We start from the raw sequence: 14,349 nt of genomic DNA, 5'->3' as shown, positions 1-14,349 counted from the left end.
TACGGTGGCCAAAGAAGGAGATGATAGCCGCCGTATGATGAATAAACAGCCGAGTTAAAAATTAATTATTGCTGTTTTTGTTGTTAATTATAATTGATTGCTTTTTAAGCAGGAAAAAAGAATGATAAGTAATCTCAAGCAGCAAGGGAATGAAATCACGGAGGTTATCCGTGCACGCAGCAAGGTCTTCTGGACTATTGGGTTATTCACGGCATTCATCAATTTGCTGATGCTGGTTCCCTCCATTTATATGCTGCAAGTCTATGATCGAGTACTGCCATCCAATAACGAAATGACCTTGCTGATGCTGACGTTGATCACACTGGGTATGTTCGCCATGATGGGCGGGCTGGAATATATCCGAAGTCAGGTCGTGATCCGTATCGGCAGTCAGTTTGATATGTGCCTGAACCAACGGGTTTATACCGCGTCCTATGAATCCAACCTGAAAAATGGTTCCACCGATGCAGGGCAGATGCTGAATGACCTAGCGACTATCCGCCAGTTTCTGACCGGTAATGCCCTGTTTGCCTTTTTTGATGCCCCTTGGTTTCCTGTCTATCTTTGCGTCATCTTCCTGTTCAGCCCGTATTTAGGGTTGTTGGCGCTACTTGGGGCGATCATATTGATTGTACTCGCGGTGTTGAACCAGTGGTTATCTCAAACACCTTTGGCAGAAGCCAGTAATCTTTCTTTGCGCTCAACCAATTTAGCCAGTACCAATTTGCGTAATGCCGAAGTGATTGAAGCACTCGGTATGTTACCCGCATTGCGTCATCGTTGGTTTGGCTTACATCAGCGTTTTCTCAATTTTCAGCGTATTGCCAGTGAACGTTCAGCCGCTATCACGGCACTGACTAAAACGATCCGTATGGCCTTGCAGTCGTTGATTCTTGGCTTAGGAGGCTGGTTGGCGATTGAAGGGAATATCACACCAGGCATGATGATTGCGGGTTCCATTTTGATGGGAAGAGCGTTATCGCCGATTGAACAGTTGATACAAGCCTGGAAAAGCTGGAGTGCTGCCCGCTTGTCCTGGCAACGGCTGGATAAGTTACTGAAAGCGCAACCGGAACGCAAAAGTGGCATGTCATTGCCAGCGCCTAAGGGCGCGTTGCTGATGGAAAAAGTATCAGCAATGCCACCGAGTAAAACACAGGCACTCCAGAACTCGCAAAAAAATAACCAATATGTCTTGCAGGATATCAATTTAGCCTTGAACTCCGGTGATGTGTTGGGTGTGATTGGTCCCAGTGCGTCGGGGAAATCGACGTTGGCTCGCCTGCTGGTAGGGGTATGGCCGGCGCAAGAAGGTGTTGTACGGCTTGATGATGCTGATATCTACCAATGGAACAAAGATGAGTTAGGGGCATCTATTGGTTATCTGCCGCAGGATATTGAACTGTTTGGCGGTACGATTGCGGAGAATATTGCACGCTTTAATGACGTTGAACCTGAAAAAGTCATCGAGGCGGCGAAAAAAGCCGGTGTTCATGAGTTGGTGCTTAATCTTGAGCGGGGCTATGACACGGTAATCGGTGCGGGTGGTATAGGGTTATCCGGAGGACAAAAACAACGAATAGGTTTGGCGCGTGCCTTGTATGGTAACCCCTCGCTTGTGGTGTTGGATGAACCTAACTCGAATCTGGATGATATTGGTGAAAAAGCCTTAAGTCATGCGATTGCGCAATTGCGGGAACAAGGTAAAACAGTGGTCGTTATCACACACCGACCTTCACTGCTCTCACAAACAACCAAAATTTTGCTGTTGGTACAGGGGAAAATGAAAATGTTTGGCCCTTCCCAGCAAGTGATGGCGGCGCTATCACAATCTCAGTCTTCGTCACAATCACAGTTAAAAGCGGTCGAACGTGCCTCGTAACATGATTCAGCCCTATTTCAATCCTTGGGATATTTCTATCTGGGAGTAAAGATGTCCTATCAGATTAACGCAAAGGATGCCCAAAACGAGGTGTCGGAATTATTGCCGCTGGATGCAAATCGTTACCTGCGACTAGGTTGGCTGATTATTGGGATCGGCATTCTGGGATTTTTCATCTGGGCGGCATTTGCGCCGCTCGATAAAGGGGTGGCTTCTTCTGGTATTGTCGTGGTTGATGGTAATCGTAAAACGATGCAGTCTCCGGTTAATGGCATTATCAGTCAAATTCAGGTGAAAGAAGGGGAGCAAGTGAAAGCTGGACAGGTTTTGGTTCAGCTCAGTCAGGTGCAGGTTAATGCACAAATTGATTCCCTGAAGCAGCAGCTTTACACCACATTGGCAACAGAAGCCCGACTCTTGGCCGAACAGCAAGGGCAAGATGCCATTGTTTTTCCGCCTATGTTACTGAATCAACAATCGGAGCCACGCATTAACGAGACTCTGGCCTTGCAAAAACAGCTCTTTTTATCACGTCGTGAGATGCTGCGTAGTGATCTGGCGGGAATGCAGCAGGCTGAAGAAGGACTGCATTTTCAAATCAGGGGGCTGCGGGAAGCTCTGGTGAGTAAACAGCAACAGCAAGTTTCGCTCAAGGAACAGGTGACGAATTTGCAGCCCCTGACAGAAGAGGGCTATTTCCCCCGCAACCGCTATCTGGAATTACTGCGTAACCAAAGTGAATTAAGTGGCAGTATCGCGGAAATGACCGGAAAAATTGGCCAGCTTGAAAAACAGCGGCAGGAAACGCAGCAGCGAGTTATCCAGCGTCAGGCGGATTACCAGCGTGAAGTGCGCAGCCAGTTGGCCGATGTACAGGTTCTGGCGAATGAGCTGAGAAATAAGCTGGAAACGGCACAATTTGATCGGTCGCATACTTCTATTATTGCTCCGGTGGATGGTTCGGTGGTGGGATTAAGCGTGTTTACCCAAGGAGGGGTGGTGGCTTCTGGTGAGAAATTAATGGAGATCCTGCCAACCCAGAGTGCGCTGGAAGTTGAGGCACGTTTAATGGTGAACCTGATTGATAAAGTTACTGTAGGGCAAGATGTTGATTTGATGTTTACCGCGTTTAACCAAAACCGGACGCCAAAAGTCACGGGTAAAGTAATGGTGGTGTCGGCTGACCGTTTGGTGGATGAGCGTACAAGAGAGCCTTATTATCAGATGCGATTGAAAGTCAGCCCGGAAGGCATGGAGAAACTGGCAGGGTTGAATATCAAACCGGGGATGCCGGTTGAGGTATTCGTCAAAACAGGTTCGCGTTCGTTGTTGAGTTATCTGTTCAAGCCATTAATGGACAGGACATCTACCGCACTGATTGAGGAGTAATAGGGATGTTGATATATCACAGTTTTGCCAATAGACGGACTTTATTCTCTCCCCTATTTTCCCGAACCTTGTTGCCAGCATCAGTATTACTGATGTCGATATTGATATTTCCCCGTTTTGCCAGTGCGCTTTCCTTAACGGAGGCTTATGCACTGGCATTGCAGCACGATCCGACGTTTCAGGCTGCTATCAAGGAGCAGGAAGCGGGGCAAGAAGAAAACAACCTTGGGCTGGCGGAACTGTTACCCAAGTTATCGCTTAGCTACCAGAATGCACCTAAAAACTGGCAAAAAATGGACGCACAATCTCTAGATCAGCGGGGAAGGATCGTCAAGGAAAGCCGTGATCGACAGTATGACAGCTACAGTGGTGCGATTATTTTGACCCAACCCGTGATCGATTTCGAGGCATGGGCGCGTTATCGCACCCGTCAGGCTTATGCTTTGATGAGTGATAGCCGTTTTCGGGCGGATAGCCAGCAATTGGCAGTCAGAGTGGTGAACAGTTATGTGGCCGTCGCTTATGCTCAGGATCGGTTGGCACAGGTTGCCCAACAGCGGGCAGCCTATGAGGAACAACTGGAACATAACCAGAAATTATTTTCTTCCGGTGAAGGCACCCGTACCGATGTAGCAGAAACTCAGGCGCGTTACAGCCAGATATTGGCTGATGAGTTAACGGTACAAGATGAATTAGATGCCGCCATTCGTGACTTGCAGTTATTGGTTGGCGCAGAATTACCCGCCGATTTGCCTGTTAATCGCTTATCTGACTCGCCGCGATTCAAAACCATCAAACTGGATTTAGTACACTACACCGACTGGGAACAACTGGCATTACGTCAGAATCCACAACTGGCCGTTGCCCGCCAGAGAGTTGACGTGGCGTATCACGATATTAAGCGCTCTCAGGCGGGATACCTGCCGAAACTGGAACTATATGCTTCCCATAGCGAAAATAAATCCAGTAGCGACAACAGCATCGACCAAAAATACCGGACGGATTCCATTGGATTGCGGCTGTCCATGAATCTCTTTAATGGCGGAGGGACTGTGGCGGCAGTGCGCCAATCAGCCGCAAACTATGGTAAGACTAAATTCGAAATGGATGCGCAGACGGGGGAAAGTCTCAATGCACTGCGGCGCCATTATAACGCTTGCGTGAATGGTGAAAAGCGGATACGAGCTTATGAAACGGCGGTAGAAGCGGCGGCATTACAAGTGAAAGCGACGCAAAAAAGTGTCGCTTTGGGGCAGAGAGTGAATGTCGATATATTGAATGCCGAGCAACAGCTTTATACCGCTCGCCGTGAGCTTTCTCAGGCAAAATATGACTATATGAAAGCGTGGATTGGGTTATTAGATGAATCCGGTCAACTACAGGGAAAACATATTAAGTTAGTTGCTGATTATTTTGGTTGAGATGATTGAGCCGTTGAAATGATTAAAGTGTGATACCCCATTTTCTTTATCCTTAAGCTCCGCATAACAGAAACGGGTATCACGCACGTACACCGATAGAACGCGCTATGGTTTATCGGTTAATAAGCCGCAATTGCTGCAAATTACCCTCTAGAGACAAATCAGTTCTTAACGAAGCAATTTTACGGCTGATGTAAGCTATTTCTTGGTGAGACTCCAATTTTTTTCGCCATTTATCTGGCTGGGCGTCCAGATTTTGGAATAAATTATCCAGTGAACCCGCTTGTTGCAGCAAGGTGGCGGCAGTTTTTGCGCCAATGCCCTGAATGCCGGGAATTTTACTGCTGCTAATACCTGCAAGCCCCCAATAGTCGGGAAGTTGGCTAGGTTCAACGCCAAACTCTTGCTGAACAAAAGGCAGATCCAGCCAGCGTTTTTGGAAGTAATCACGAATTTGAATATTAGGAGAAAGGAGCTGGCAATAGCCCTTATCGGTCGAAACGATGGTGACATGATGCCCGTTGTGGGCGACTTTTACTGCCAGTGTTGCGGCTAAATCATCCGCTTCATGCCCTTGTGCGTGCCAGCAAGCGACTCCCAATGCATTAAATGCCTGTTTAATTAGGGGCAATTCTTGTTGTAAGTTGTCCGGCATGGCAGAGCGACCTGCTTTGTAATCAGGGAAAAGATGGTGGCGCCAGCTATGGCTGCGTCCATCCTCATCGAATACCGCAACAGCGTGGGTTGGTGATGCGTGGGTGATTAACTGTTTTAACGCATGTTCACAGGCCAGAATACAAGGGCTTCCCTGTACTGCATGGATGCGTCGAATCAGGTTTAAAGCGTCTACAATCAAAAGGTGTATCATGGTCGTTATATTCCATCCTTGGCGCTATTCCCTGGCACCAGCCTCATTAAATTGAGAAAAGGTATCCGCGATTTATTTGATTATCTCATAACATGGTTCATAAGCAGCGCCTCCAGGGAGTTTCATGCGATCTTGCTCGACAAAATTTTGCAGGAGGTTATCCATGCGATGCATGATATCTGCATCGCCGTGGATCTTGAATGAGCCATGTTGTTCTATGGCGTGAATACCCACTTCTTTAACATTGCCTGCCACAATACCAGAAAATGCGCGTCGCAGTGCAGAGGCAAGTTTTTCAGGTGGCTGGTTTGGATATAAATTCAAGTCAGCCATGTTTTCATGGTTTGGCGTGAATGGAGATTGTAGGTCAGAGCTGATTTTCAGCGACCAGTTGAAGCTATAGGCATCTCCGGTTGCGCGGCGCTTTTCTTTAACCTTCGGCATGGCTTTTTTCATTATGCGTGCGACCTCTGCGGGAGCATCCACAATGATGTGATAGTGATTGCGCGCCCGCTCCCCCAGAGTATTAACGATAAATTCATCCAGCACCTGAAAGTAATTGGCGCTCTCTTTGGGGCCAGTCAAGACCAATGGCAGAACCTGATTTTTGTTTTCAGGATGCATCAGGATAGACAACAAATACAGCAATTCTTCTGCCGTTCCCACTCCACCAGGGAAGATAATGATACCATGGGCGATACGAACAAAAGCTTCCAGACGTTTTTCAATATCAGGCATGATGATTAGCTCATTCACCAGCGGATTAGGCGGTTCTGCCGCAATAATTGAAGGTTCTGTGATGCCGATAAAACGACTTTTTTTGTAATTTTGCTGGGCATGCCCCACTGCGGCGCCTTTCATCGGGGCTTCCATTGCACCAGGACCACAACCCGTACAGATATTCAGTTCACGTAATCCAAGCTCACTGCCTACCTTGCGGGCATACAAATATTCTTTCTCATTGATGGAATGGCCGCCCCAACAAACAATCATATTAGGCTCTTCTGAGATACGCAGTGCTTTGGCGTTGCGTAGGATAGAGAAAATGGTATTGGTAATGTGCATACCATTTCCCATATCCAGATTATGTGCCTTCTGTGCATCGGTAATTTGTCCGTGGACAAACAAAATATCGCGCAGTACTGCAAAAAGATTGGCTTGCAGAGAGCGGATAATTTTACCATCAACAAAGGCTTCTTCGGGGGGATTAATGAGTTTCAGCTTTACGCCACGCTCTCTGCGCAGTACGTTGATATCAAAATTTTGATATTTTGATAGTAACTCCTTACTGCTATCTATTTGACTACCTGAATTGAGAACCGCCAGTGAACAGTTACGGAAAAGGCGGTATAAATCACTGCTTGCGGTACGCTTAAGCATATCTACTTCAAGCTGAGAGAGTAAATCCATTGATCCTAATGGATTGACATGTGTAATCAAGAATGACTCCTTTACCCCTTGTAGGGATTCCTCAGGAATGATCTATACCCTATTGGGTATAACAGTTTGGCTAGCGGTTGCTAATTAAGCTATTTTGATTATTGGCGGGCTAACCTTCCTGTTGTTGGAATAAACACTTCGTTACTGCGCCACGGATTGATATCCAATCCTCCCCGACGAGTATAGCGTGCATAAACAGTGAGTTTTTCAGGTGCACATAATGTCATTAAGTCATTGAAAATTCGCTCGACACATTGTTCGTGAAATTCATTGTGATGCCGAAAAGAAACTAAGTAGCGTAATAGTTTTTCCTGATCGATTTTTGATCCTTGATAGCGGATCATAACTGATCCCCAATCGGGCTGGTGGGTGATCAGGCAGTTTGATTTTAGCAAATGGCTAACCAGGGTTTCCTCAACAACAGGGCCAGTTGCTGCGTTGTTAAGATAATCGCGATTGAATTGATAATCACTTATTTCAATATCCTGATTATCGATGCATTTTCCGGCAAATTCGGCAATTGGTTGTTGGCTGAAATCGTGAAGAGGATGCAGAACAACTTCAATGTTACCATTAGCACAAGCAGATAAATCGTGTTGCAGAGTTTTCTGTACCGTTTCCCAATCAGCAAAGCGAGTTTGGTTAAAGCTATTTAGATAAAGTTTAAAGCTTTTTGATTCGATAAGGTTTTCACTGGCTGCATCTAAGCTGACATGACCGATGGCAACTTGGGGAACGCCGCGTGCGTTGAGCCAGGAGAGTTCGTACATTGTCCAGATATCTGCACCATGAAAAGGGAGATTATCAGGAAACAGCCCAAGTGGCTCGCGATTCATACTGCGGGGAACCGCTTGTAATAAAGTAGGATCATAGTTATCGCGGTAGGGAGTTGATTTACCCAATGTGAGTTGGGAGAGCGCGTGATTATCTTGATATAAAGACATTAGGATTCCTTAAAGCTAAAAAATCTCATATTGAGATAGCCCTTACGACAAAGAGCGTCTTGGTGACTAAAATCATCTGTACTATATCAAGGAATCATGATGATTCGTATTTTTATTGTGCATTATCCCTTAGGTATATTGAACCAATGTCGTTGTTTATATTATTGACATGATGGCCTAAGTAAGTACCAATATTATTGAACCTAAATAGCAAATATATTTCTATATTTGCTATTTATTAAGTTCTTGCTAATTAGAAAGCAGTTAATTAGAAAACAAGGTATCCAATAATGGCGATCTAAATATATGATGTGGATCATATTTCTGTAATGTTGAAATGGTTGAAGCCCAGTTATTATCAGCAGGCAAACCATCCGTAAATGATGCAGGGATGGTTTTGGTTAATACTTCTTTATCCTCCCATGCGGTGTTAGGGCCATAAGCCCAACCTTTACTCCATTCAACACGGGCAGAGGCATAAGACCCATCAAATTCGTTGAATAGCCATTGTTCAAATTGGTGGCAAAATTCAGTGGCGTAGTGTGTTCTTGGAAAGGTTAAGACATCAAGCCAAACAGCGACATCCCATTCTGGATGATCCAAATGGGGACGAATAGCGGATAAGCTGGGAACTGTTGCTCCTGCCTGCATCACTTCAGCAGGATCATCTAATCCAGTTACCCTGACTTCAAGGGGGCCATTAATGGGATATTTCCCTTGGCTTGCATAGTGTTGTATTAATTTCTTCCATTGGGTATAAAATTTATTCAGTACAAGCTGAATATTTGTTCGTTGTGTTAATACTGCATAGCCATTTGCCGTGACACGCAATGTTGTTGGTTTTACATATAACAACAAGTTTTTACTCCAACCCCAGATATCTTTTCCATGGATTTGTAAGGCGGCACCTATCAGTTGATATTGTTTTTTACAGAAAAGAGGCGTTATCTGCGGGAAAGCAGTAAGAATATCCTCCGCGATATCCGATAGGATTGGGGGAATCTTATCGGAAAATGGGTAGTTATAGGGAGCTTTAACTTCAGTACTGGAAGCTGGTTTGGTTGGTGCTACATTCCAGACTTTTAGCCACGGTGATTGTGTAAAAGGGAATAAAATTATTTCGGTTCTACCACTCTTATCCAAAAAATAACTCAACGTCCGCTTTTCTTTTGCATTTTCTGGCAGGGAAAATAACTCATCTGCTGGGATATCGGTGAAGCTTTGGCAGCGAAGGTGTTGATTTTTACCTGCCTGAAATTGTACTTCTAAAACCAAGGCGCAACCAACGTGCGTTAATAGAGGGGCACAATCAGGTTCATCTCGTTCAAAACGTTTAACAATATATTGCTGAGTTTCTTTATCCCATACAACAGCGGACAGGGATAATATCGTATTACTGAGGGAGCCAAATATATGCCCAGGCAGTGGAGTTTCGTCAACAGCTTTAATGGCTGTTCCGTGCCCGTTTATTGCGAGAACTGCGCCAAGTGTTAAATCACCAGGAGCAGGGGTGGCAGTAAAGCCCAACTCTTGTTCTTCCATTCGGGTCATTAATGTTTCCATCAATACACCAGTTTGTGCAGTCACTATAGAAAATTGAGAGCGATGTTCGATATTAACATGAGTGAAATGAGAGGAAAGATCCATCAACATAATACGATTTTTGAAATTTTGCCCTGATTTCAATATCAGTGGTGACCAATTATGTGATTGCCCGATGGGTCTTAATTTATAATTCTCTTTCCATGCCCAATTGACAACAGAAATAACCTCTTCAATGGTTTTTGGTATACAGCATGGTATATTATTGGCGTGAATTTCTCCTGACCAATTTTTAAAGTTAATCATTTTCCAGATTACTTCTTGGGGAAAATGAGGTAGGTCATATTCTATTTCGTTAATGACCTCTTTTTGTAAAGAAATCTCTTCTTTTTTCAGTGGATCGGTTGATGACATGTTCTATTTCCTCAGTTTTTAATTTGCAGGGAGGATTTTTAATATAAATTCAATGGTATATTTATTTGTTAAGAATTATTTTATGGAAATGAAATGAAAAACATAATTTGAATGTTAGATTAATACTATAAATTGATAAATGGTAGATGTAAAAATATATCTGTTATTTATTTGATAACGTTATAACCTGCATTTTTTAATACGAAATCTATAGGATATAAAATAAAAAGCCATGATAAATTTTATAATTTATTGAAATAGATGGTAACATCATCCTTATAAAGCCTGAAAATGTGGATGATATAATCATATGACTTTTAATGTAACAGAGGCACTCTCTGACTTTACCCGACGTTATGTTGAATTATGGCAAGAGAAAACAGGGTTTCCACCAGCCAGCAGTGAGTTGTATGGCATACCTTCGCCCTGCATCGAGCGGACGGGAGATGATGTGGTGCATTGGCTTCCGCGGTTGTTTTCTGCCCAAGAAAAGCTTAAGTCGGAAAAACTGAGCAAGGTAGAAACAGCACTGGAGATCCGTTTGCAGGACTCCATCCATGATTACTATGTGATGCAGTTTGCCGGTGATATGGCTGCCAGTTTTGAAGGGCAAAATTTCAGCCTGATTCAGGTATGGAGTGAAGATGATTTTATTCGCTTGCAGGAAAACCTGATTGGCCATCTGGTTACACAAAAACGATTAAAACTCTCTCCTACCGTTTTTATTGGGACAACTGATTCCGCTATGGGATTGATCTCTATATGTAATTTGACAGGACAAGTGATTTTAGAACAGTTTGGTAGTCATGAAAGGAAAACTTTATCCGCAGATTTGGCCAGTTTCCTTTCGGTTATCAATCCTGTTGTATGTGATTGATTGCAGATATTGATAGGCTTTTTTGTAAGAGATATCTCACATTTTATGTGAGATATCTCTTTTAATCATAGTGTGAATATTATTCATTGAGATTATTTTTATTTTATATCAATAACATGAGTGAAGTTACCTTAGTGTGATTTTTTCATATCTCTCTACGATGCTTATTCAGTTACTTGTTTCAACAGGCTAGATCGTAGATCCTTTCACTGTTCCGCAAGGAACTACTACAAAACAATAACCAGGGAATAAATCCATCGGGAAGATGGTGCAAGGGATGATTAGGTACAGGCAGGAACGCTAAAAACTATCAATATAATGATTGAATAAAGGATAACTGACAAGGATGTATTTTGTCAGGGAAATCAGCAGGAAGCACCCCAAATAGCAGGATTGCTATGACAGCCACTCAAGAGGAGAGAGAAAATCTCTCCTCTTACTTCACTTCTATTTGCGGTTAACTATTTGCTGTTAACTATCGTCGCAATTTTTCCTATCGTAACTTTTCCGCTGAAATCGTATCAATGATACTCTTACGTCCCAATGACACGGTGACAATTTTTGTTACCTGAGCAACAGACAAGTATCAGACGAAACATCATGAGTATCGAGAAACAAGTTCTACGTAAATTGCAATTAATTGAAGCTACCATGAAAACGGTAGGTGTATGGCAAAATTACCCGCCTAAACCAGAAGCCTTTGAAAGTACCAAACCTTTTTCCATTGATACAATGTCAGCAGAAGAGTGGCTCCAGTGGGTATTAATCCCAAGGATGCGCGCCTTGATAGAACAACAAGCTTGTTTGCCAACCGCATTTGCCATCGCTCCGTATTTTGAAGAAGCTTATAAAGAAGAAGTAGAGCGTTTTTTGCCTTTACTTGAACACTTACGGGCATTAGACAAGCTGTTTACGCAGGATGCTTGATATGCTGGAGATTATTTATCAGGATAAGCATATCGTCGCAGTGAATAAACCGGCTGGATGGTTGGTTCACCGGAGTTGGCTGGCGCGCCATGAAACTGTTTTTGTGATGCAGACATTGCGTGATCAAATTGGACAGCATGTTTTCCCTGTCCACCGTCTGGACAGGCCAACATCGGGCGTTTTATTAATGGCGCTTTCAAGTGAAGTCGCCAGAACACTTGCACAACAATTTGAATTCCACAATATACAAAAAACGTATCACGCAGTTGTGCGGGGTTATGTTGAAGGTGATGATATTATCGACTATGCCCTGATGGAACAGTTGGATAAAATTGCGGATAAATTTGCTGATACAGATAGAGAAGCGCAACCAGCCGTTACTTATTATCGTTCATTGGCAAAAGTTGAGTGTCCGGTTGAGATAGGGCGCTATCCAACATCTCGTTTCAGTTTGTTGGAGTTGATGCCAAAAACTGGCCGTAAGCATCAATTGCGGCGGCATATGGCACATATTCGGCACCCGATCATTGGGGATAGCACACACGGCGATTTGCGACAAAATCGAGGAGTTGCTAAATATTATCAGACAGGCAGATTAATGTTGCATGCCAGCCACCTTCAACTCAAGCATCCTGTGACAGGAGAGAGCCTTCTCCTCACTGCGCGCTGGGATCAACCATGGCAGAATTTGCTTGAGCAATTTGGCTGGCAAGGTATTGCACCTGATCTGGAATGTCTGACTATTCATGAATGAACGCAGTATCAAACCGATTAAAGAGATCAATATCTATGGCAAAGATTGGTGTTTTCGTTGGTACAGTTTATGGCAATGCGTTAGCGGTTGCAGAAGAAGCACAGCAGATACTTGAGCAGCAGGGTCATAAGGTTGAAGTTTTTGAAGAGGCAACCTTAGAACAATGGCAAAAGTATTTGCAGGAAGTTGTTTTAGTGGTCACTTCGACAACGGGGCAAGGTGATCTGCCTGACAATATCCAGCCGCTCTATACAGAATTAACTGATAACTTGGGCTACCAGCCCGATTTGAGCTATGGCGTGATTGCGTTAGGTGACAGCAGTTATGACACTTTCTGTGGTGGTGGCCGTACTTTTGATGAACTGTTACAAGAACAGGGAGCCAAACGAATCGGTGAGGTGCTACTGATTGATGCCATTGAGGTAGCTGAACCTGAAGTCTTTGCTCAAGACTGGATTGAGGAGTGGGGAACTTTGTTGTAAGGAAACGCTATACTACACCGCTTATGCCTTATAGGCTTGGAAAATTGAGGAAAATAAGCGGTGTATGACAAACTGACATAATTACTTACGGGTCAGCTTTTCCAAATCAGCTTCAATTTCTGCAATCTTATTTGCAACGACATGTTCAAGGTGGCGTAAGTCGTCGAGGATTTTGCGTTGCAAATCCACTTCGATTTGATCATGTTTGCAAATCTGATCTAGCTCTTCAATGACATAGCGTAGGTTAGTGTTGATCTCCTTGACCTCTTTATAACCCTGCCTTGAGTGTTCGTCAGAGATGGTTTTTAACTGGCGTGGATACTTAAATTTAACGCTCTTGGCGAAGAATTCGCCTTTATCCTTGCGGAAATAAATCTTCAGAATGTCGTTATTCGCTTCCTGACGGAGACTATAGCGATCAATATCTTCAGGATGTGTTATCCCCAAACTTTTCAAATTATCGTACATAGCGCGCCACCTAGTCATCTAAATGAAATGGAAAGGCCAAAAATAGTGGATTTATTATCCATTTCGTCATTGTTAAAAGTCAATTGGATAATGGGGATTGAGGAAATACTACCCGAAACAGGTTAGTTTTCAGTAGAAAAATAGAACAACAATAGAATAATAAAGTAAAATGTTTTCTTATTGAACTTAAGACTCAAGCAAACTAATATCACGTCAAGAAATATTGATCAATTTGGTCACTGTGTTATCCATTTTAGGTAAGTAGAGCTGAGAGGACAATATGCCAAAAAGATTGGTGGATCCTGAGAAGATTAATGCAGTTTTTGCTCATTTGAACGAAGGCTCAGATAATCATGCCCTCTATATCTCATTAATGGGTGGAACAGATGTCACAAATCAGATAAGAGGATTAGTACTGTCTCCTGGTTATCGCATGGTTCGTGTTGATGGTCGATTGGGAGAGTGGATCAGTCAGTCTCATTTTGAATTAGCTTTAATTAATGATGTCTCTAAAGAGGTTGTCTATTACAACAGAGTGGTTATACAGCCGGATGTTGTATTGAATTGCCGTCCTGTAACACAAATTCTTGTGTGGCGAATTAGGATACCTCAACATCGGGCTGTTTTACGTGACTTAGCGGGTAAGGTATTTTTTGATTACTTAATTGAAAGGTATGATGTCATTGTATCAGATATGAATCAAACAACTGACGGTATGGCTTTTTGGCAGGATCGGATGTATGACGCATTGGCATATAATATGCATGTTTATTCTTATGACATGATTTCTGGTGAGTTGCACAAAATTCTGACCCAAGATGATGTTAGTAGCCAAGAAATTTGGTTATGGGGCGATCCTGAACATTACCGAAATAGATTGGCAATCATTTCTAAAAATGAGTTACCTATTCAGTAGAATTGTTTCAGTAATTTAGTTTTCA

General features: G+C 43.4%; 13 protein-coding genes. 8 read left to right on the top strand and 5 right to left on the bottom strand.

The window, feature by feature from the left end; genetic code table 11:
• Positions 1 to 121: 121 nt before the first annotated feature.
• The 3 genes from Xish_RS05370 to Xish_RS05360 are packed head-to-tail and all read left to right on the top strand — an operon-like array spanning position 122 to position 4,692.
• The gene (locus Xish_RS05370; protein ID WP_099117027.1) at positions 122 to 1,882 is read left to right on the top strand and encodes a type I secretion system permease/ATPase; all 1,761 of its coding nucleotides are present in this window, start codon (positions 122 to 124) and stop codon (positions 1,880 to 1,882) included.
• A 51-nt stretch (positions 1,883 to 1,933) separates the two neighbouring features.
• Positions 1,934 to 3,271, top strand: a complete 1,338-nt coding sequence (locus Xish_RS05365; RefSeq protein WP_099117026.1) for an HlyD family type I secretion periplasmic adaptor subunit — start codon at positions 1,934 to 1,936, stop codon at positions 3,269 to 3,271.
• A gap of 5 nt (positions 3,272 to 3,276) precedes the next feature.
• Positions 3,277 to 4,692, top strand: coding sequence for a TolC family outer membrane protein (locus tag Xish_RS05360; protein WP_099117025.1), 1,416 nt, complete (start codon positions 3,277 to 3,279; stop codon positions 4,690 to 4,692).
• Positions 4,693 to 4,804: 112 nt separating this feature from the next.
• Here the strand turns inward: Xish_RS05360 and xni are convergent, their stop codons facing one another.
• From xni to Xish_RS05340, 4 genes are all read right to left on the bottom strand, one after another.
• Positions 4,805 to 5,560, bottom strand: a complete 756-nt coding sequence (xni, locus tag Xish_RS05355) for a flap endonuclease Xni (RefSeq protein WP_099117024.1) — start codon at positions 5,558 to 5,560, stop codon at positions 4,805 to 4,807.
• Positions 5,561 to 5,632: 72 nt separating this feature from the next.
• Positions 5,633 to 7,000: a nucleotide 5'-monophosphate nucleosidase PpnN gene (gene ppnN / locus Xish_RS05350; RefSeq protein ID WP_099117023.1), complete on the bottom strand. Its 1,368-nt coding sequence runs from the start codon at positions 6,998 to 7,000 to the stop codon at positions 5,633 to 5,635.
• Between the two features lie 98 nt (positions 7,001 to 7,098).
• Positions 7,099 to 7,944, bottom strand: a complete 846-nt coding sequence (gene queF, locus Xish_RS05345) for an NADPH-dependent 7-cyano-7-deazaguanine reductase QueF (RefSeq protein WP_099117022.1) — start codon at positions 7,942 to 7,944, stop codon at positions 7,099 to 7,101.
• A 264-nt stretch (positions 7,945 to 8,208) separates the two neighbouring features.
• Entirely contained in the window at positions 8,209 to 9,900 is a 1,692-nt protein-coding gene (locus tag Xish_RS05340; RefSeq protein WP_099117021.1) for a cholesterol oxidase substrate-binding domain-containing protein, read from the bottom strand.
• A gap of 310 nt (positions 9,901 to 10,210) precedes the next feature.
• On the opposite strand from Xish_RS05340, the gene syd reads away from it, so the two are divergent.
• From syd to Xish_RS05320, 4 genes are all read left to right on the top strand, one after another.
• Positions 10,211 to 10,777 (top strand): SecY-interacting protein, encoded by a 567-nt coding sequence (syd, locus tag Xish_RS05335; protein ID WP_099117020.1) that lies wholly within the window; start codon positions 10,211 to 10,213, stop codon positions 10,775 to 10,777.
• 600 nt (positions 10,778 to 11,377) lie between these two features.
• Positions 11,378 to 11,704, top strand: a complete 327-nt coding sequence (locus Xish_RS05330; RefSeq protein ID WP_099117019.1) for a YqcC family protein — start codon at positions 11,378 to 11,380, stop codon at positions 11,702 to 11,704.
• A gap of 1 nt (position 11,705) precedes the next feature.
• Positions 11,706 to 12,458 (top strand): tRNA pseudouridine(65) synthase TruC, encoded by a 753-nt coding sequence (gene truC / locus Xish_RS05325; RefSeq protein WP_099117018.1) that lies wholly within the window; start codon positions 11,706 to 11,708, stop codon positions 12,456 to 12,458.
• A 35-nt stretch (positions 12,459 to 12,493) separates the two neighbouring features.
• Positions 12,494 to 12,940, top strand: coding sequence for a flavodoxin (locus tag Xish_RS05320; protein WP_099117017.1), 447 nt, complete (start codon positions 12,494 to 12,496; stop codon positions 12,938 to 12,940).
• A gap of 81 nt (positions 12,941 to 13,021) precedes the next feature.
• On the opposite strand, the gene Xish_RS05315 is transcribed toward Xish_RS05320, so the two are convergent.
• Entirely contained in the window at positions 13,022 to 13,408 is a 387-nt protein-coding gene (locus tag Xish_RS05315) for a DUF3461 family protein (RefSeq protein WP_099117016.1), read from the bottom strand.
• Positions 13,409 to 13,688: 280 nt separating this feature from the next.
• On the opposite strand from Xish_RS05315, the gene Xish_RS05310 reads away from it, so the two are divergent.
• Positions 13,689 to 14,324 (top strand): hypothetical protein, encoded by a 636-nt coding sequence (locus tag Xish_RS05310; RefSeq protein WP_099117015.1) that lies wholly within the window; start codon positions 13,689 to 13,691, stop codon positions 14,322 to 14,324.
• Positions 14,325 to 14,349: the final 25 nt, after the last annotated feature.

It is taken from the genome of Xenorhabdus ishibashii, assembly GCF_002632755.1.
GTDB classification, from domain to species: Bacteria; Pseudomonadota; Gammaproteobacteria; order Enterobacterales; family Enterobacteriaceae; genus Xenorhabdus; species Xenorhabdus ishibashii.
This window is presented reverse-complemented; position numbering and strand designations above follow the sequence as displayed.